Raw genomic sequence first — 18,567 nt, 5'->3', positions numbered from 1 at the left:
GCCGGGCCTTTCGCCGTACCGAGCCGGCCGTTCCGCCGTACCGGCCGGCCGTTCCGCCGTGCGGGCCCAGTCTCGCCGTGCGGGCCCGGTCACCGGTGCCCGGCCCCGGTCGTGTCCGCATCGGCCCCGGTCGTGTGCCCAGCGGTCCGGTCATGTCCGTCGCGCCGGCCCCGCAAGCAGGACCGGCACCGCAGGCAGGACTGGGCCCCGCAAGCAGGACCGGGCCCCGCAGGCAGGACCGGCACCGCAGACCGGACCGGGCCCGGCCGGTCCCGCAGGCCCGGCCGGCTGCCCCGCCGTCAGCGAGCCGAGGTGATCATCCGGTGCAGGCGCCGTGCGGCGTCGCGTCCGAATCCCGGATCGTTGATGTGCGCCTCCACATCGACGATCTCGGCCGGCGATCCGGCGAGCGCGCCGCGCAGCGCGGAGAAGAGCTCCTCGTCCGCCGCCGCGTCCCGGAACGGGCCGCCGTCCTTGTCGATACCGCTCACGCCGCGCAGCGGCAGGAGCACGGTCACCGGCCCGCGCGCCCCGGCCAGCTTGGTGCCGATGCGCCGGCCCAGCTCGGCGTTCTCCTCGGGTGTGGTGCGCATCAGCGTGACCGTCGGATTGTGGACCACGAGGGTCCGCCCGCCGAAGCCGGCGGGCACGGTCTCCCGCGGGCCGAAGTTGACCATGTCCAGCGCGCCGACCGAGACCACCTGCGGAATGCCCCGCTCACCGGCCGCCTCCAGCCGGTGCGGACCCGCGCTCAGCACACCGCCCACGAGATCGTCGGCGAGTTCCGTGGTGGTCAGGTCGAGCACGCCGGCGAGGCGGCCGTCGCGCGCGAGCTTCTCCAGGGCGCGCCCGCCGGCGCCGGTGGCGTGGAAGACGAGCGGCTCGTAGCCGAGGCCGGCCAGCTCCGCCCTCGCCTCGTCGACGGCCGGCGTGGTCAGCCCGAACATCGTCAGACCGACGAGGGGCCGCTGTGCGCCGGCCGGTGCGGTGCGGCGGGCCTCGTGCTCCGTCGCCATCGCGGCCACCGCCGCGGCGGCGTTGCCGAAGATCTGTTCGGAGACCGAGTTGATCCCCGCGACGTCGACCACGGAGTACATGAGCGTCACGTCACTCTCGCCGACGTAGGGCGAGACATCGCCGGACGCCATCGTGGAGACCAGCAGTTTCGGTACCCCGACCGGCAGCGCGCGCATCGCACGGGCCGCGACCGACGAGCCGCCGGAGCCGCCGACGGCGAGCACCGCGTCGAGCCGGCCCTCCGCGTGCAGCGCGAGGGCCACCGACGCGGCGCCGGACGCCATCGCCTCCATGGCGGCACCCCGGTCGTCCGCCTCGCGCAGCGCCGTGAGGTCGGCGCCGCCGGCGCGGGCGACCTCCGCGGCGCGGACGTCCGCGACCGCGTCGGAGAACGGGCCGACGTCGACGGTGACGGTGCCCGCCCCGTGCGCCCGTACCCGGTCGGCGAGCCACGCGTACTCCTCGCCCTTGGTGTCCATGGTGCCGATGAGAACGACCGTGGCCATCCTGTCCGCCTCCTGCTCTCCGCCGAGCCGTGTGCTTCCCCTGTGTTTCCCTTGCGCTTCCCCCGGGGCCGCACATCATGTGCGTGGCATGAGCGAGCCGGGTGGGTCTCCCCTCCCCGATGTTGCCCGCGCCCCTTGCCGGGGGGCGGCCCCGTCCCGAAGGGGCGCGGGAACCGCGCGACCGAGCGGGACGGGACCGTCTGACCGCCACCGGCCCCAAGGGGCGGCCCGCACCGGGGCGCGCAGCGCCGTCACGGGGGCGTCACCGTGGTGCGGCGGGAGCGGCGTGCGGGTGGCTCGTGGGGACCGTGGGGAGGGTGCGGCGCGGGCGGAGCAGGACGACGGCCAGGGCGGCGCAGGCGAGGAGGATGAGGGCGCAGAGGAGCATCGCGGCGTGCAGCCCACTGGTGAACCCGGTGTAGGACGCGTCGTTCAGAGCCCGTCGGGTGGCTGCGGGGACACGGGCCGCCCCGCCCGGGTCGGCCCGCCCGGCACGGATCGCGGCCGTCACCGCCGTACGCGCGGAGGCGTCGAGGCGGTCGAACGGCGCGGCGAGCGCGGCCTGCCGGCGGGCGTACAGGACGGCGCCGAGCAGGGCGATGCCCAGCGTGGCACCGATCTGGCGGCATGTGTTGTGCAGGGCGGCCGCGGTGTTGACGTGGTGCGGGGGCACGCTGGAGACCGCCACGTTGCTCATGGTCGAGCTCATCAGCCCGCAGCCGATGCCGACCAGCGACAGCCGCCACTCCAGGTCCGCGAGCGCGGGCCGCCGGGCCTCGGCGGCCAGCGCCAGGCAGCCGGCGGCCGTCACGAGGAGCCCGGTGACGAGGACGGACCGCGCCCCGAGCCGTGCGGTCAGCCGTCCGGCCACGGGCGCGAAGGCGGCCATGCAGGCGGTCAGCGGCAGGAAGAGCAGGCCGGTGGTCAGGGCGGAGTAGCCCTGCTGCTGTTGCAGGTAGAGGCTGTAGAAGAAGAGGACGCCGAAGAGGGTGACGAAGTACGCCAGCCCTGCCGCGTTGGCGGCCACGAAGCCGCGCAGCCGCCACAGTTCGAGCGGCATCAGCGGGCTGCCCCCACGGCGCCCGACGAGATGCTCGGTGCCGAGGAAGAGCGCGGCGCCGGCCGCGGCGGCGACGAAGGCCCCGACGATCCTGGGCGACCCCCACCCATAGGTGCCCGACTCGATCAGTCCGTACACCAGGGCCGTCAGCGTCAGCACGCCCAGGACGACGCCGGCGGCGTCCACCCGGGGAGCGTGCCCCGGCCGGCCGTGCCGGGCGGCCGGCACCACGCGGTGGGCCAGCACCAGCGTCACCACGGCAAGGGCGAGTACCAGGAAGAACCCGGCCCGCCAGGTGGCGACGGTGAGCGCGAGGCCGCCCAGGACGGGGCCGGCGGCCAGGCCCATGCCGGCGACCCCGGCCCAGATGCCCACCGCCCGGGCCCGCGCGGTGGGTTCGCGGTACTCGCTGACCACGATGGAGAGTGTCTGCGGGAGCATGACGGCGGTCCCGAGGGCCTGCACCACCCGGGAGGCGAGCAGGACGGACGTGGTGGGGGAGACCGCGCACAGCAGCGAGCCGAGGAGGAAGGCGAAGACGCCGAGGAGGAACGTGCTGCGCCGGCCCAGCCGGTTGCCGAGCGCGCCGCCCGGCAGCAGGAGGCTCGCGTAGCCGAGGGTGTAGATGTCCGCCACCCACTGCAGACCGGTCTCGGACGCGTGCAGGGAACTGCCGATCTGCGGCATGGTCACATTGACCAGGGTCGAGTTGAGCATGGACAGCATGAGGCCCAGGCACATCGCGAACAGCACGAGACCCGCTCCCGCGCCGGGCGGCCCGGCGGCGCCGGACGCCTCCACCGGTGTGCCGGATATCCGCCGGGGCTCGGCCGGGCCGTTGTCGCCGCCGTTCACGATGCCCTCCCTCTCCACGGTCGCCGCAGGGACACGCCGCACCACTGGATTAAAGTTAGGCTAACTATAAAACCGTCCGGTGAGCGCGATGGCCTGTTGTCCCCGTCACACCCCTATCGTCATGGCACGCTGAACAGAGGGAGGCCTCCTATGGGCGATCAGGAACGTGACCCCCGCCGCGGGGCCCCGGGGCCGGGGGATGCGGAGCCGGCGGGCCCGGGGCCGGCGGATGCGGAGCCGGCGGATGCGGAGCCGGCGGATGCGGAGCCGGCGGACCTGGCTGCCGCGCTCCGCCCGCGTTTCCTGCGGATCAGCCAGGCCATGCGCCGCGACACCCAGGGCCTCGCGGTGACCATCACCCAGGGGGCCGTGCTGAGTCTGCTGCGCGGCGGCCCGTCGAGTGTGGGAGAGCTGGCCCGGTCCGAAGGCGTCCGTCCGCCGAGCATGACCCAGATCGTCAACCGCATGATCGAGCTGGGGTGGGTGGCGCGCAGCGGGCCGGCCGTGCGCGGCAGCCAAGTGGAGATCACCGAGCTGGGCCAGAAGGTCTGGGCCGATGTCACCCGGGAGCGCGTGGCCCTGCTCGCCGCGCGGATGGACCGGCTGTCGGCCGACGACCAGCACACGCTCCGCGCGGCCCTGCCGGTCCTGGACCGGCTCTTCGGCCCGCCGATCGGATAGGCGTCACGACGTCGGGGTGCGTGTCCGCCCGCCGACGGCGTGGCTGCGTGGTCCGCCCGCCGACGTCGTCCACCAGGAGGACCTCCGGCTCTCCCGCCATGCGATGCGGCCTCCCCGCGCGGACCAGGACACGCCGAAGGCCCCGCGCCCGGGAGAGGTAACGTGGCGTAGGGATCGAGCACAGTCGGTACTCGGGAGAGTGGGAGTGCGGCATTCACACCGGGCGGGACGGGTGCGTCACGCCGTGCGGGCCGGTGCCGCCCGCGCCCGCGGCCGCGCCCCCCGGCTGCCGGCCGCTGGTGGCCGGGACGCCGTTTCGGCCAGGAGCGGCACGCGCCTATGCTCGTCCACCAGGGGTCAGTCCATGAGCGGGATGTACCTCATGTCTGTTGTGCCGTCAGTACCGGGGGCGTTGTGACCATGCGCTTCGCCGTGCTGGGGCCGGTCAGGGCCTGGCGCGGTGAGACCGAGCTGAAGCTCGGTCCGCCGAAACAGCGGAGCCTTCTGGCGCTGCTCCTGATCCACGCGGGCCACCCGGTGTCCGTGCACGAGATCGTCGACACCCTGTGGGGCCAGGATCCGCCGGACAGCGCCGTCAACGTGGTGCAGCGGCACATCGGGGCGCTGCGCCGTTTACTCGAACCCGGACTGCCGGCCAGGGGTGCCTCACGGTGGCTGGTACGCGGCTCGGGCGGATACCGGCTGGAGGTGGAGCCCGACTCGCTCGACCTGCTGCGCTTCCGCGCCCGGTGCCAGGAGGCGGCACGCCTGGCCGAGGCGGGGAAGCCGGCCGGCGCGACGGAACTGCTGATCGAGGCGCTGGACCTGTGGCGGGGGCCCACCGCCTCGGGCATCGCCCCCGAGGTGCGGGCGCACCCGGCGTTCACGGCCGTCGACCGCGAGCACTCGGACGCCGTCAAGGCGGCGGCGGACCATGCGCTCGCCGCCGGGCCGGGGCCCGGCGCGCGGGTGCTGGTGACCCTCCGGCAGGCCGCCGCGCAGCATCCTCTGGACGAGACGCTGCAGGCCAGGCTGATCATGGTGCTCGCGGCCACCGGGCACCAGGTGGAGGCCCTGGAGACGTACCGCACCGTACGCACCCGGCTCGCGGACGACCTCGGCCTGGAGCCGGGCCCCGAACTGCAGGCCGCCCAGCGTCAGGTGCTGCGCCAGACCGTCCGGACGGACGACGTGCCGTCCGGACCCGTCGCGGTGCCCGCCGGCCCCGCCGGGGACACGGCACGGCCGCCCGACGCCGCGCGGGCCCCGCGGGGCGCCGCCGACCCGGTGTGTCCGGCCCAGCTCCCGGTGAGCCCCGCGACCTTCACCGGCCGGCGCGGTGAACTCGACCGGCTTCGTGAGCTGCTGCCCGCCGCCGGCGGGCAGCCCACGGGGCTGGCGATCGGCGTGATCGGCGGCATGGCGGGCGTGGGCAAGACCACACTCGCCGTGCACTGGGCGCACCAGGTCGCCCACCGCTTCCCCGACGGGCAGCTCTACGTCAATCTGCGCGGGTTCCATCCGGGCGGCTCGATCATGAGTCCGTCCGAGGCGATCCGGTCCTTCCTCGACGCCCTCGGCGTGCCGTCGCACCGCATCCCCGCGGGTCTCGAGGCGCAGGCCGGGCTGTACCGCAGCCTGCTCGCCGGCCGGCGGATGCTGGTCGTCCTGGACAACGCGCGGGACACCGAACAGGTCAGACCCCTGCTGCCGGGCTCGCCCGGCAGCCTGGTCATCGTCACCAGCCGCAACCAGCTCTACGGGCTGGTGGCCGGGGAAGGTGCGCACGTCGTGCCGCTGGACCTGCTGAGCGAGGCGGACGCGTGGGAGTTCCTGTCCCGGCGGCTCGGCGCCGGCAGGATGGCACGCGAGCCCGGCGCCGGCGCCGAGATCATCGCCCGGTGCGGGCACCTGCCGCTGGCGCTGGCCATCGTGAGCGCCCGGGCCGCGATGAGCCCGGCGTTCTCCCTCGCCTCCATCGCGGCCGAGCTGCGGGACGGCGGGGGCAGCCTCGACGCGTTCACCGCGGAGGCCCCCCTCACGGACGCCCGCAGTGTCTTCTCCTGGTCGTACAGTGCGCTCGCCCCGGACGCCGCGCGGCTGTTCCGGCTGCTCGCGCTGCACCCGGGCCCCGACTACTGCCTCGCCGCCGCCGCAAGCCTGGCGGGCCAGGAGAGCGACCACGTGCGGCCGCTGCTCGCGGCGTTGGTGCGGGCCCATCTGATCAACGCGACGGCGCCCGACCGGTACGGCTGCCACGAACTGCTGCGCGCCTACGCGACCGAGCTGCTGCGGTCCCAGGGCACGGTCCAGGAGTCGCGCGCCGCCAGGCGCCGCCTGCTCGACCACTACCTGCACTCCCTGCACACGGCGGACCGCCTGCTCGCGCCCACCCGGGACCGGATCGAGCTCTCGTCCCACGCGGCCGGCGTGACCCCGATGCGCTTCCGCGACCAGCGCGACGCGGCGCACTGGCTGGACACCAACCGCCCCGCTCTCCTCGCGGCCGTCGAGGACGACGCCCGGCACGGCAGGGGAGAGCACAGCTGGCAGCTCGCCGCGATACTGGAGTGGTACCTGGACCGCAACGGCCGGTGGCACGAGCAGCTGGCCGCCCAGACGACGGCGGTGACGGCGGCGCAGCGGCTCTGCGACACTCGCGGCCAGGCGCACGCGCACCGGGCGCTGGGCTTCGCCCTCGGCCGGATGGAGCGCTGGGACGAGGCGCGTGAACACCTCGCGCGGTCGCTGAAGCTGTTCGGCGAGATCGGCGACCTGGCCGGTCAGGGCCTCGTCCACCGCTACCTCGCCTTCCTGGCCAACAGGCGGCAGTCCCACGAGGAGGCGCTCGACCACTACGCGCAGGCGAGCGCCCTCTACCGCTCGGCAGGACGGCGCAGCGGCGAGGCGAGCGTCTCCAACGAGGTCGGCTGGACGTACATCATGATGGCCCGGTACCCGAAGGCCCTGGACGAGTGCGGGCGGGCCCTGGCGAACCACCAGATGATCGGCGACCGCAACGGCCAGGCCGCGGCCTGGGACAGCCTCGGCTACGCCCACCACCACCTGGGCGACCACGACCGGGCACTCGCATGCTTCAAGCGCGCGCTGGAGCTGTACCGGGAGATCAGCGACCGCTACCTCGAAGCGGACACCCTGGTGCACATCGGCGACACCCACCACGCGGAGGGCGACGGCGCCCGGGCGGAGCTCGCCTGGCGGAAGGCACTCGACATCCTCGAGGAGATCGGCCATCCCGAAGCCCCTCAGGTCCGCGACAAGTTGAGGCAGCTGCACGAGCCCTCCGCCCGCACCGAACTCCTCGGCGCATAACGCGGGGACCGCCCCCGGCCCGGCGTCAGAAAAGCGTCAGTCTTCCGGCAGTGGCCCCCGCCTACGCTCTCCACGCGTGCCGCTTGATCAGAGCTTCCACCGCGACCGGTACCCGGGTGCCGAACCCGGGGTCGCTGCGCCTGGGGAGGCGTGGGGGGAATCCGAGGGCCCTGGTGCGAGCGGGCGGTACCCGGCCGGCCTTTCACCTCGGGAACTGGGACATGAACACGACCACCGCCGCGGACGCCTCGACGGCCGCGGGCCGCAGGCACCCCCTGCACACCCTGATGTCCGACCACACGAAGGCACTGCTCGGCTACACCGAGCGGCTGCTGAACGACCGTTACCTGGCCGAGGACATCGTCCAGGAGACCCTCATCCGCGCCTGGCGCCACAGGGAGCGGCTGCACGGCGCGGAAGGCTCGGTCCGGGGCTGGCTGCTCACCGTGGCCCGCAACCTCGTCATCGACCGGCTGCGCAGCGCCGCCGCCCGCCACGAGACCGTCGGCGCGGAGGACTGGGACGCCGCCCAGCCCGACCACTCCGAGTCCGTGCTGCTCTCGGTCGAGACGACGGCGCTGCTGCGCCAGCTCTCCTACGAGCACCGCGAGGTGCTGCTGCACATCTACCTGTGCGACAGGACCGTGCAGGAGACGGCACGGATCCTCGGGATACCGGCCGGGACCGTCAAGTCCCGGCAGCACTACGCACTCCGCAACCTCCGGGCGAGGAACGGCACGGTCGCCGCGGTGCGGGCGGGGTGACCGGCTCGGGGAGTGCCCTGGCGCGGTGACCGGCCCGCCGGACGTGGCCGGCGCGCCGCGGTGCGCCGTGGCCCCGGCCGGCCCGGGCCGGGGGAGCGTGCCGGGGCTCTCGCTCATGGTGTCCTTCCCGTGTCGTCCGTGTGCCCGTGAGATCGCCGGGAGCGGCCGGCGGGACCGGCACGGCGGGCGGCGGCCCGACGCGGTCTTTCCGGCGTGTTGCTCCACCCCCTACACGGAGCGGCGCGGTGAAAACGTTCGAAGATGATCTGAACCATCCGGGGTCCCCCGGCCGTGTAGGAGGCGAACCGCACCTGAGGAACACCTCGGCGGGGCGACGGGACGGCACGCCGGTACGCACGGCGTGATGGCGCCGGACTCGTCGCGACGGACCGGGCCCCATGCCCGGGGAGCCGGAGGTGTGCCGGTGGCTCTCCCCTGCCGGGGCACCTCCTCCAGGCCCGCGGGCCCGGGACAAGGACGGGCACGCGGAACGCGAGGGGCGGCCGTGGTTCGTCCCGGCCGCCCTTCGGCCTGGTGCGCCGCGGGCCCCGCCGGGAAGAAGGCCGTGTCCGGTCAGTTGGACAGGTGAGGTACCAGCCTGCGGGCCAGTTCCTCGTGGATGTCCGGCGCCAGGGAGCCGGTCTCCCCCCAGGCGACGACCAACTCGGCCACGTGACGCAGTTTGATGTTGGTGCACATCGACGTCTCGCGAAGGATGTCCCACGCCTCGGCCGGCGAGACCCGCCCCACGGCGACGACGACGCCCAGCGCCTGGTCGATCACCGCATGCGAATCCACGGCCTGTTGCAGTTGGGCGACCTTGCCCTCCAGCTGCCTGATCTGATCGGCCGGTGCCTCGGTCTCCGGGTTCAGGAGTCGGTCGGCGCGGTACTCCAATGTTGCCTCCGCGGGTGTCGGGGTCCGAACTCACACTGCGTCTGCCCCGTCCGGCACGACCTAGCACCCGCCTTCGGCAAAATGCCCAGAAAGCGATGCCGTGTCTCCTGTCGCGGCCACACGGCGGGCCGTCGGCGGCACAGGGGACGCCGCCGCCCCGCCGGCGCGGCCGGCTCAGGAACCCGGCCGCGCGGCCGGGAACCTCCGCCGCCGGGCCAGTGACACGTACACCAGCGCCACCAGGACCGGCACCTCGATGAGGGGGCCGACGACCCCGGAGAGGGCCTCGCCGGAGGTGACGCCGAAGGTGGCGATGGCGACCGCGATGGCCAGCTCGAAGTTGTTGCCCGCCGCGGTGAACGCGAGGGTCGCGGTGCGGTCGTAGGCGAGTCCGGTGGCCTTGCCGAGGGCGAAGGCGCCGAACCACATGAGGGCGAAGTACGCCAGCAGCGGCAGCGCGATCCGGGCGACGTCGAGCGGCCGGGAGGTGATCGTCCCGCCCTGGAGGGCGAAGAGGACGACGATCGTGAACAGCAGCCCGTACAGCGCCCACGGCCCGGTCTTCGGCAGGAACGCGGCCTCGTACCGCTCGCGGCCCAGCCTCCGCTCGCCGAGGCGGCGGGTGAGGAACCCGGCGAGCAGCGGGACGCCGAGGAAGACGATGACGTTCAGGGCGATCTTCCCCGCGGGGACGTCGAGGTGCTCGCCGCCGCCGAGGCCGAGCCGGCCGGGCAGCAGGTCGAGGTAGAACCAGCCCAGCAGGCCGAAGGCGAGGACCTGGAAGACCGAGTTGAGGGCGACCAGGACGGCCGCGGCATCGCGGTCGCCGCACGCGAGGTCGTTCCAGATGATCACCATGGCGATGCAGCGGGCCAGGCCGACGATGATCAGGCCGGTGCGGTACTCCGGCAGGTCCGGCAGGAAAATCCAGGCCAGCGCGAACATCACCGCGGGCCCGATGAGCCAGTTGAGGACCAGTGAGGAGGCCATGAGCCTCTTGTCGCCGGTGACCGCGTCCAGCCTGTCGTAGCGGACCTTCGCGAGCACCGGATACATCATGATCAGCAGGCCGAGTGCGATCGGCAGCGAGATGCCGCCGATCTCGACCTTCGCCAGGGCACCGTTCAGGCCGGGGACCAGCCGGCCGAGCCCGAGACCGACGGCCATGGCGGCGAGGATCCACACGGCCAGGAAGCGGTCGAGGGTGGAGAGCCCGGCGACGACCGAGGACTCCCCGGGGGCGGTCGCCGGGGGTTCGGTGCAGGTCACGGGCAGGCCCTCTTGGTGCCGGCGTGGGCGCGGGCGGTGGCGGCGAGATCGGCGAACTGGCCGGCGAGCGTCCCGATGACCTCGGGCCTGAGCCGGTAGTAGGTGAACCGGCCGCAGGGCTCGGTGTCCACCACCCCGGCCTCCCGCAGCACCTTCAGGTGGTTGGACAGGTTGGTCTGGCGGGCTCCCGTCTCCTCCACCAGGTGCGTGGTGCACAGTGTCTCGCGGGCCAGCAGGGTCACGATCCGGAGCCTGAGCGGGTCGGCCAGCACCCGGATCAGGTCAGTGTCGACTGACGTCAGCATGGGCTGATGCTGTCATATCATCGTGGACTGATACCAGTCCGGGCTGACCCGGGGGCCCGTCGGAGGGCCCTCCCCGAAGGAAGAACCCATGGCCTCCGCTCCGCTCGCCTCCGTGCTGTTCGTCTGTGTCCACAACGCCGGCCGCTCCCAGATGGCCGCCGGATTCCTCACCCACCTCGCGGGCGACCGGATCGAGGTCCGCTCCGCCGGCTCCCTCCCGGCCGACCAGGTCAACCCGGCCGCCGTGGCGGCGATGCGGGAGGCCGGCGTCGACATCGCCGGCGCCAGGCCCCGGATCCTCGACCCCGCGGCCGTCCAGGCGTCCGACTACGTCATCACCATGGGCTGCGGCGACGCCTGCCCGGTCTTCCCCGGCAGGACGTACCTCGACTGGGACCTGGCGGACCCGGCGGGCAAGGGCGTCGAGGCCGTCCGGCCGATCCGCGACGAGATCAGGGCCCGGGTGGAGGCCCTCGTCGCCGAGATCGACGCCAAGGCGGGCTGACCGCCAGAAGGCCCCTGGCGGGACGGAAAGAACCCTGGGGGCGGGCGGAACGACTCTGGGGACGGAAAGGCCCCTGGCCGGCGGGTGACGCCGGCCAGGGGCTTCTTCAGCGGATCGACCTGCGTCAGTCGTCGGATCCCGACGGCGGCAGGTAGGCGCCCGGCACGTCCTTCGGCGCGAAGATCTTCTTCTCGCCGGGGTACGGCTTCTTCCAGTCGTACCTCTGGTACCACGTGAAGTGGTTCATCTGGGCGGGGTTCGCGAAGTCGGCCTGGGCGTGGATGCCGGTCAGCCGCTGGTGCGACTTCCAGTCGTCCCACTGAGCCGCGACCTTCTGCATGGCCGCCGGCACCGTCGCCGTCGGCACGGCCGCCGCCTTGGGATCCTGCGGCGCGGGGGTGTCCTCGCCGCAGGCGGGCGGGGTCTTCAGGCCCGCGGTCAGCGAGGTCCGGTTGGGCAGCGCCGTGAACGGAGTGAAGTCCGCCTTCTCGGTGAACGCCCCGGTCATGGGGGTGGCCGCGCTGTCCTTCTGGTTCATCGGGTGGATCCCGAGGATCTGCTCGATGGTCCGGACCATCGTGATCTGCGAGTAGTAGTGGCTGTCGACGACGCCGTGCCGCGCGTAGGGGCTGATGATCTGGATCGGCGCACGGTGGCCGTCGACGTGGTCGAGACCGGCCTGGGAGTCGTCCTCGACGACGAAGATCGCCGAGTCCTTCCAGTACTTGCTGTGCGAGATCTCGTCGACGATCCTGCCCGTCGCGAGGTCGTTGTCCGCGACCTGGGCGGCCGCGCTCGCCGGACCACCGGTGTGGTCGCTGGAGAGCCAGAACATGTTCAGGTCCGCCGGCCCGTGTGCCTCGAAGTCACGCTTCCAGATCTGCTCCCGGTAGACGTCCGGGACGCTGGTGTCGAACTTCGGGTAACCGGGCACCGACACGTCGTTGAGCGACGGGATCGGCGAGGACGAGGTCAGGTGGTAGGCCGTGTCCTGCCCGGTCGCCGCCATGTTCTTGCTGTCGCAGTACAGGTTCTGCCAGGTTCCGTCCGACGGCTTGGACAGGAACTGGTGGAACTCGCCGAAGTCCCGCACGGACTTCCCGGCCGCCTGTGCACCGGTCCAGATGAAGCCGGTCCGCTGGTGGCCGAGGGCGTCGTCCTCGGTGTCGTAGCTGCGCAGGTACTCGCCCGCCGAGGACTCGGTGTACTCGGGGTCGTCGGCCTGCATCAGCCAGTTGTGGCCCTCGGCCGAGTTCGTGCCGATGTCGTACGTGTTGTCGTACAGCCCGAACTGCTTGGCCAGCGCGTGCTGGTTCGGCGTCACGTTCTCGCCGAACTCCGCCAGCGACGGGTCGCCGTTGCCCTGCGGCATGTCACCGAGGACCTGGTCGTAGGTCCGGTTCTCCTTGACGATCATGAAGACGTGCTTGATCGTCGAGGGGTCGCCGAGCCGCGCCGGGACCGGCACCGGCTTCGCGTGGCTCTTGCCCTTGGCCAGGGTGACCGAGCCCTTGTCCCAGCCGTTCTGCTTGAAGACCTTGGCCGTCTCGGACTTGATGACCTTGTCGCTCGGCAGCGTGAACCGCTGGAGGCTCGACGTGGTGTCGTGGGTGGCGTGCCCGGCGCTGTTGGTGGGGCGGCGGGCGTCGATGCCGCGGGTGTTGGAGACCAGCACCTGCTTGCCCACGGTGGTGATCTCCGCGGGGAAGTAGTCCGTCGGGAGCAGGCCGACGTAGCTGACCGGCTCCTGCGGGGTGGTGTACCGGTAGACGGCGACCGCGTTGGCGCGGCCGAGCGTCACCAGCAGGTGGCCGTCGTCGGTGAGCGTCACCGCGTCGGGCTCGTAGCCCACCGACGCCTGCGGCCACGGCCGGGTGGCGATGGTCTGCACGACCTTGTCCTTGGCCGTGTCGATGACCGACACGTCGTTGGTGGCGGTGTTCGTGACGAACAGCGCCCCCTTCTTCGCGTACAGGGCGGTCGGGTGCAGACCGACGTCGATGCTCGAGGCGGCGGCGGACGGGTTCGCCAGGTCGATGACGGAGACCGTGCCGGTGGTGGTGGCGGCGGTCACCGGGTCCGCCGGCACCTGGGTGTTGTAGGAGTTGATGGTGGTGTCGCCCGGCTTCGCCGGACGCCCGCCCTCGTTGCTGACGTAGAGCTTGTCGCCGACCTGGACCATGTCACGCGGAGCGTTGCCCACCGGCCAGCTCTGCTTGATCGCCCCGGTCGCTGCGTCGATCGCGACCACGCGGTTCTGGCCGTTGACCGCGGAGTACACGGTCGAGCCGTCGGGCGAGAACACGGCCTCACCCACCAGCGCGTGCTTGGGCCCGTCCGCCGGGATCTTGATCGACGTCGGGTTGGCGACGCTGCCGTCCGGGTTCACGGTGAACCGGGTGTAGCCGTCGGTCTGGCCCAGCCACAGCTGCGAACCGTCGGGAGAGTAGGTGGGGCCCTCCTGGCCCACGTCGTTGCCGCTGATGCGCGGGTTGGACGACGCGGAGTTGCCGACGAGCTGCTGCACCTTCCAGTTCTTCAGGTCCACGATGGACAGCGCCGACCCACCGTCGGTGACCGAGGCCGCGAGGTGGGTGCCGTCCGGGCTGACCGAGGACGACATGATCTTGCCGTTGTTGACGACGAGGCGGTCGCCGTACGGGGCGATGTACTGGTCGCTGGAGATGACCTGGCCCTGATCGGTGCTCTGGCCGACCTGATCGGTGCCGAACTGGCGCGTCTGGGCGAAGGCGGCACCGGCGGCGACCACGGCGAGCGCGGTGATACCCGCGGTGACCAGGGGTATCCGGCGGCCGATGCGTCTACCGAGAAGGCCGGAGTGCGCCTTCTCGACACGCCGACGACGGCGTGTTACCTGCATGGGTTATCCCTTCGGGGTGGTGACGAGCAGTTCGACGTTGCCGTCGAACTGCCATAGCGGGTTCGGTGCGTCGCCGGTCGGGGTCCGCACCAGGAAGTAGCCGTTCACTTCCTTCGGTCCGTCGCCATCGGCCACGAACCGCCCGTCTGGGGTGACGTCGAGCTGATAGACGGCCTGTCCTGTGGCCGCGACGTCGGGGAGATGCCAGGAGACGACGCAACGCCAGTCGTTGCCCGCTCCCTGGGCGCCGTCCTGCACACCGCCCTTGGTGCACGCGGCCGTGGTCTTCAGCCGCGCCTCGGTGACGGCGGGACGGTGGAGCTGCTCGGTCTGCATGCGGTACAGGTGGGCGAACGCCGTGGCGACCGAGCGCTCCACCTTGTCCTGCTCGATCCCGGAACCCGTCAGGGGCGCGGCCCCCGTCGCCGCGCCGACGACGCCCACCGTCACGGCGAGCAGACCGGCCAGCGGCAGGGCTCCGGCGGTGACCGCGCGGCGACCCGAGCCGTCGTCGGTCAGGTTGGTGAAGTCGCGCCGTACGAACAGCACGTAGGCGAGGACCGTCGCGAGCACCGCCCACACCAGGCTGACCACGACGCCGATCAGGAGCGGGCCTAGCTGTGCCGGACTGGTGAACAGGCCGTTCCAGGCGATGAAGGCGTAGCCGGGCAGGGCGAGGCGTACGGCGACGGGGAGCGGCAGCATCTGGGCGAGCTGCATCGCGAGCGCGACGAGCGCGGGCAGCAGCAGCCCCATCGGGGACCGCCCCAGCGTGACGGACCCGAGGAGCCCGATCGCGGCGAGGGCCAGGGTCGGGCCGAGCACGCAGACCCAGGCGAGCAGCACCTTGCCGGCGGCGTCCGCCGGTGCCAGCAGGTGGCCGTCGAGGCCGACCAGCGGCTGGTTGCCGACGGCCACGATTCCGCCGGCCGCGCTGGAACACGCGAGACCGGCCACGAGCAGCAGGATGACGGTGAGACTGGCCAGGGCCTTCGCCGCGAAGATCCGGCGCGGCGACCGGACCGCCACGAGCAGGTGGCGCCAGGTGCCGAGCCGGTCCTCGGAGGCGAACACGTCGCCGGCGACCACCGAGGTCAGCAGCGGGAGCGCCCAGGTGCCCGCGAAGCCGAGCGTCACCAGCGGCCCGGCCCAGCCGGTGGCGTGCATCAGGCGGCCGAAGAGGGTGTCGACGGGGAGCGAGCTCTGCTGGCTCACCGCGGCGACGAAGAGTGCCGGCGCGATCCAGCAGGCGAGGACCAGCAGCCGGATGCGCCACTGGGAGACGAGCTTGACCAGCTCGAAGCGGTAGCCGCGGGCCACCGAGACGCGGCGGGCGACGGCGGCGCGGTCGTCGGCGACGGCCGGGTGGCCGTCGGCGGTGGTCACGGTCATCGGCCGGCCTCCTGCGGGTGCCTGCCACGCCTGTACGGCTGTGGGGAATCGTCGGTGAGGGCGAGGAAGGCGGCCTCCAGCGGCGACACCACGGGGGTGAGCTCGCGCAGCGCGATGCCCGCCGCCACGAGCAGCGCCACCAGTTCGTCGAGTGCGGGCACCAGCGCGCGCACGACGAGCACGTCGGCGGCCTGCCGCACCCCGGCGTCGTCGACGACCCGGATCCCGGCCGTGTCGGCGGCCAGCCGGCGGGCGGCCGCAGGGTCGGAGGTGAGCAGCCGGTAGTCGAGTTCACGGTTCTCGGCGGCCAGCTTGCCCAGCGGTCCCGAGAAGACGACCCGTCCGGTGGCGAGGATCGTGACCTCGGAGCACAGGGCTTCGAGGTCGTCCATCCGGTGACTCGACAGCACCACGCTGGTTCCGTCCGCCGCGAGCCGGGTGAGGACGCCGTGCACGTGCTTCTTGCCGGCCGGGTCCAGACCGTTGGAGGGTTCGTCGAGCACGAGCAGCCGGGGCCTGGTGAGCAGCGCGGCGGCGAGCCCGAGCCGCTGACGCATGCCGAGGGAGAAGCCGCGGGCCCGGTCGTCGGCCACATCGGCGAGCCCGACCTCGTCGAGCACGTCGTCGATCCCCGCCCGCCGGGCGTCCTGGCCGCGCAGAGCGGCCAGCGCGGCGAGGTTCTGCCGGGCGGTGAGCGAGGGATAGAGACCGGGACCGTCCACGAAACCGGCGACACCGTCCGGAGCGGCGAGCGCCCGCCCCACCGGGGTGCCCAGGATCTCCAGACGGCCGCCGTCGGCGACGGACAGGCCCAGCAGGAGGCCCAGCAAAGTCGTCTTGCCGGCGCCGTTCGGTCCCACCAGGCCGTGGATCTGCCCCTGCGTCACATCCAGATCGATGCCGTCGAGCGCGACGACGTCGCCGAAACACTTGGTGATCCCGCGAGCCCGAATTGCGCGGAGTGTAGCCATGAGCCCCTTCTTTCCAAAGCCTCAAGGAGACTAGGGACCGCACACAGCGCAGGTGGGGACACTCGGTTGAATATTCATTGAACGGGGGACGTCAGGCTCCGCCGTGGCGACAGCCCCCGGTCGACGCTCCTGGGAGCAGGACGGGTGGGGCCACGCGCGCACGTGGGCACGGCTGTCGGAGCCGGACCGACGGGCCCCGGGCGGACCGCGGACCGCATCCCGTCGGGACCGCGGACCGCATCCCGTCGGGACCGCGGACCGCATCCCGTCGGGACCGCGGACCGCATCCCGTCAGGAGCGCCGACCCTGTCCCGTCAGGAGGTCCGAGCGGGCGCCCCGGCGCTACGCGGGGGGCACGTCGGGGTCCTCGGCGCGTGCCGCGGGCAGCAGTTCGCGGATGTCCGAGGGGAGGGAGCCGGCGAGCTTCCGCATCACCTCCGGTGAGACGGCGGGGCCGTCGGCCGGCCGCCGCCGGCGCGCTCCGGGGTTCAGCGGTGGTACAGGCCGACGAGAGTGCCGGAGGTGAGTTGCTTGTCGCCGACGGCCTCGTGCACGCGGTCGGCGCTGGGCGCGTCGGGAAGCACGCACGGTTCCGCGAGCGCGTACAGCCGGAAGAAGTACCGGTGCGCCTCGTCTCCCGGCGGCGGATGCGGTCCGCCCCAGCCCGGCTCGCCGAAGCCGTTGACGAGCTCGGTGCCGCCGGGCGGGCACCGCCCCGTGTCCGTGCCGTCGCTGTGCGGATCGATGCCCACCACGATCCAGTGCGCGAAGGTGCCCGACGGCGCATCGGGGTCTTCGCACAACAGCACCAGTTCGGCCGCGTCGTCCGGGACGCCCTGCCACGTCAGCGGGGGCGAGACGTTCTCCCTCTCCAGGGCGTGGCGGCCCGGGACGAAGGAGTGGTCGGTGAATGCGCTGCTGCTGAGGTCGATGCCGGCCATGGCGCCGGAGTACCCGGGCCGGGACACGGCATGCGTCCGGACGGAGCGACACCCCACCGAGGAAGCTCCCGCAGGGCCCGCAGGGGCCCGTGTCTCAGGACTGCCTGCCGGACAACCAGTCGCGTACCCGGTCCACCAGCGCGGTGCCCGGGGCGACCACCGTGCTGAACGGCGGCTTGTCGGGCGTGTGGGGGTGCGGGTGGGTCGGGGCCGCCCTCTTGGCCTGCTCGGCCTTGGCCCCCAGGTCGCGGAGCTCCCGCGCGGTCAGCGCGGTACGCAGCCGCGGGAAGACGGCGCCTTCCTCCTCCCGGATGTGCGCGTAGGCCTGGGTCATCAGCGTCCGTATGCGGCTGTCCAGTTCGGCGGCGTCCAGGTCCGCCCGGTCGAGGCCGTTCATCGTCCGTTCCGCTGCCGCGTGCGTCTCCAGTTGCGCGTCCGCGATCTCGTCACCCTCGGGCAGTGCCCTGCGGACGACGGGGTACAGGTACTCCTCCTCGGCCACCGAGTGCCGGACCAGCTCCATGATCAGGCGATCCACGAGCTCCTGCCGCTGCCCGGCATCCGTGCTGGCCTCGAAGGAGGTGAACAGTCCCTCGACGGTGCGGTGGTCCTCCGCCAGAAGGTCCAGCACATCACCTTTCGGTGCCCTTGCCACGTAACCTCCCCATGCCGATGCCGGAGGCGGGTTCCCGCCGCGGCACACCCGAAACGCCAGGGGTGACGTGCCTCCGGACCGGCCGGCGAGAGGTCGGCGAAGGGTCCCACATCATCGGCGAGGGTCGTGCGAGACACGCCGACACATCGCGTAGGTCAGAAAATCGTATTTTTTAATCTAGTATCCGGATCATGGATTCTGAGTCCGGCACGGCCGAGCGCGTCCTGTCGCCTCCTCTCCCCGTCCGGTGCGAACGATGCCGACGGCACGACGGGCGGGAACAGCGCGTCGGCAACCCCGTCTTCGTGGATCCCTCCGGGCGCCGGGCCCGCCTGGTCAGGCGCTGCGGGGTCGTCGCCGGGGGCGTGCTGCTCGGCTATACGGCGATCTTCTGCGCCGGTGTCTGGGGCAAGACGCCGGACGCTCCCAGGACGCCGATACAGCCGACGCCCGGGCCGTGGGGGGCTGGTCCGCAGCAACCGGAGGGACGGTCACCGCAGTCACCGAGGTGACCGCTCGACGTGGGGCCCGGGCC

14 protein-coding genes are annotated in these 18,567 nt (G+C 72.8%); 4 read left to right on the top strand and 10 right to left on the bottom strand.

The annotated features are described in order from the left end of the window. Positions 1-299: 299 nt before the first annotated feature. The gene (locus tag ACSMXW_RS09920) at positions 300-1,523 is read right to left on the bottom strand and encodes a Tm-1-like ATP-binding domain-containing protein (RefSeq protein ID WP_485805319.1); all 1,224 of its coding nucleotides are present in this window, start codon (positions 1,521-1,523) and stop codon (positions 300-302) included. Positions 1,524-1,785: 262 nt separating this feature from the next. After that, on the bottom strand, positions 1,786-3,480 hold the full coding sequence (locus ACSMXW_RS09915; RefSeq protein ID WP_485805317.1) for an MFS transporter: 1,695 nt from the start codon (positions 3,478-3,480) through the stop codon (positions 1,786-1,788). A 108-nt stretch (positions 3,481-3,588) separates the two neighbouring features. Between ACSMXW_RS09915 and ACSMXW_RS09910 the strand changes: the two genes are divergently transcribed. The 3 genes from ACSMXW_RS09910 to ACSMXW_RS09900 all read left to right on the top strand — a co-directional run bounded on the left by ACSMXW_RS09910 (position 3,589) and on the right by ACSMXW_RS09900 (position 8,216). Then, positions 3,589-4,119 carry a MarR family winged helix-turn-helix transcriptional regulator gene (locus tag ACSMXW_RS09910; RefSeq protein WP_485805315.1) on the top strand — a complete coding sequence of 177 codons (531 nt, stop codon included), beginning with the start codon at positions 3,589-3,591 and terminating at the stop codon, positions 4,117-4,119. 420 nt (positions 4,120-4,539) lie between these two features. Continuing rightward, positions 4,540-7,452 carry an AfsR/SARP family transcriptional regulator gene (locus ACSMXW_RS09905; RefSeq protein WP_485807924.1) on the top strand — a complete coding sequence of 971 codons (2,913 nt, stop codon included), beginning with the start codon at positions 4,540-4,542 and terminating at the stop codon, positions 7,450-7,452. A 221-nt stretch (positions 7,453-7,673) separates the two neighbouring features. Next, positions 7,674-8,216, top strand: coding sequence for a sigma-70 family RNA polymerase sigma factor (locus ACSMXW_RS09900; protein WP_485805313.1), 543 nt, complete (start codon positions 7,674-7,676; stop codon positions 8,214-8,216). A 573-nt stretch (positions 8,217-8,789) separates the two neighbouring features. On the opposite strand, the gene ACSMXW_RS09895 is transcribed toward ACSMXW_RS09900, so the two are convergent. From ACSMXW_RS09895 to ACSMXW_RS09885, 3 genes are all read right to left on the bottom strand, one after another. Beyond that, positions 8,790-9,113 carry an ANTAR domain-containing protein gene (locus ACSMXW_RS09895; RefSeq protein ID WP_485805311.1) on the bottom strand — a complete coding sequence of 108 codons (324 nt, stop codon included), beginning with the start codon at positions 9,111-9,113 and terminating at the stop codon, positions 8,790-8,792. Positions 9,114-9,287: 174 nt separating this feature from the next. Then, positions 9,288-10,382 (bottom strand): ACR3 family arsenite efflux transporter, encoded by a 1,095-nt coding sequence (gene arsB / locus ACSMXW_RS09890; RefSeq protein ID WP_485805309.1) that lies wholly within the window; start codon positions 10,380-10,382, stop codon positions 9,288-9,290. Continuing rightward, on the bottom strand, positions 10,379-10,687 hold the full coding sequence (locus tag ACSMXW_RS09885; RefSeq protein ID WP_485805307.1) for an ArsR/SmtB family transcription factor: 309 nt from the start codon (positions 10,685-10,687) through the stop codon (positions 10,379-10,381). The genes arsB and ACSMXW_RS09885 overlap by 4 nt, the downstream gene beginning before the upstream one ends. 88 nt (positions 10,688-10,775) lie before the next feature. On the opposite strand from ACSMXW_RS09885, the gene ACSMXW_RS09880 reads away from it, so the two are divergent. Beyond that, entirely contained in the window at positions 10,776-11,192 is a 417-nt protein-coding gene (locus ACSMXW_RS09880) for an arsenate reductase ArsC (RefSeq protein ID WP_485805305.1), read from the top strand. A 124-nt stretch (positions 11,193-11,316) separates the two neighbouring features. Here ACSMXW_RS09880 and ACSMXW_RS09875 read toward each other — a convergent pair whose 3' ends face one another. The 5 genes from ACSMXW_RS09875 to ACSMXW_RS09855 all read right to left on the bottom strand — a co-directional run bounded on the left by ACSMXW_RS09875 (position 11,317) and on the right by ACSMXW_RS09855 (position 18,008). Continuing rightward, entirely contained in the window at positions 11,317-14,073 is a 2,757-nt protein-coding gene (locus ACSMXW_RS09875; protein WP_485805303.1) for a bifunctional YncE family protein/alkaline phosphatase family protein, read from the bottom strand. A 3-nt stretch (positions 14,074-14,076) separates the two neighbouring features. Beyond that, positions 14,077-15,465, bottom strand: a complete 1,389-nt coding sequence (locus ACSMXW_RS09870) for an ABC transporter permease (protein WP_485805301.1) — start codon at positions 15,463-15,465, stop codon at positions 14,077-14,079. Continuing rightward, the gene (locus ACSMXW_RS09865) at positions 15,462-16,436 is read right to left on the bottom strand and encodes an ABC transporter ATP-binding protein (RefSeq protein ID WP_485805299.1); all 975 of its coding nucleotides are present in this window, start codon (positions 16,434-16,436) and stop codon (positions 15,462-15,464) included. Before ACSMXW_RS09865 ends, ACSMXW_RS09870 begins: the two co-directional genes overlap by 4 nt. A gap of 488 nt (positions 16,437-16,924) precedes the next feature. Continuing rightward, positions 16,925-17,377 (bottom strand): YbhB/YbcL family Raf kinase inhibitor-like protein, encoded by a 453-nt coding sequence (locus ACSMXW_RS09860; protein WP_485805298.1) that lies wholly within the window; start codon positions 17,375-17,377, stop codon positions 16,925-16,927. 94 nt (positions 17,378-17,471) lie between these two features. Then, positions 17,472-18,008 (bottom strand): hemerythrin domain-containing protein, encoded by a 537-nt coding sequence (locus tag ACSMXW_RS09855; RefSeq protein WP_485805296.1) that lies wholly within the window; start codon positions 18,006-18,008, stop codon positions 17,472-17,474. Positions 18,009-18,567 lie beyond the last annotated feature (559 nt).

It is taken from the genome of Streptomyces sp. DSM 116793 (assembly GCF_057320905.1).
This window is presented reverse-complemented; position numbering and strand designations above follow the sequence as displayed.

Excerpts from the sequence above, each read along its gene's own strand:
- ACSMXW_RS09920 (WP_485805319.1), bottom strand. The coding sequence starts at position 1,523 with ATGGCCACGGTCGTTCTCATCGGCACCATGGACACCAAGGGCGAGGAG.
- ACSMXW_RS09910 (WP_485805315.1), top strand. The coding sequence starts at position 3,589 with ATGGGCGATCAGGAACGTGACCCCCGCCGCGGGGCCCCGGGGCCGGGG.
- ACSMXW_RS09905 (WP_485807924.1), top strand. The coding sequence starts at position 4,540 with ATGCGCTTCGCCGTGCTGGGGCCGGTCAGGGCCTGGCGCGGTGAGACC.
- ACSMXW_RS09900 (WP_485805313.1), top strand. The coding sequence starts at position 7,674 with ATGAACACGACCACCGCCGCGGACGCCTCGACGGCCGCGGGCCGCAGG.
- ACSMXW_RS09885 (WP_485805307.1), bottom strand. The coding sequence starts at position 10,687 with ATGCTGACGTCAGTCGACACTGACCTGATCCGGGTGCTGGCCGACCCG.
- ACSMXW_RS09880 (WP_485805305.1), top strand. The coding sequence starts at position 10,776 with ATGGCCTCCGCTCCGCTCGCCTCCGTGCTGTTCGTCTGTGTCCACAAC.
- ACSMXW_RS09875 (WP_485805303.1), bottom strand. The coding sequence starts at position 14,073 with ATGCAGGTAACACGCCGTCGTCGGCGTGTCGAGAAGGCGCACTCCGGC.
- ACSMXW_RS09870 (WP_485805301.1), bottom strand. The coding sequence starts at position 15,465 with ATGACCGTGACCACCGCCGACGGCCACCCGGCCGTCGCCGACGACCGC.
- ACSMXW_RS09865 (WP_485805299.1), bottom strand. The coding sequence starts at position 16,436 with ATGGCTACACTCCGCGCAATTCGGGCTCGCGGGATCACCAAGTGTTTC.
- ACSMXW_RS09860 (WP_485805298.1), bottom strand. The coding sequence starts at position 17,377 with ATGGCCGGCATCGACCTCAGCAGCAGCGCATTCACCGACCACTCCTTC.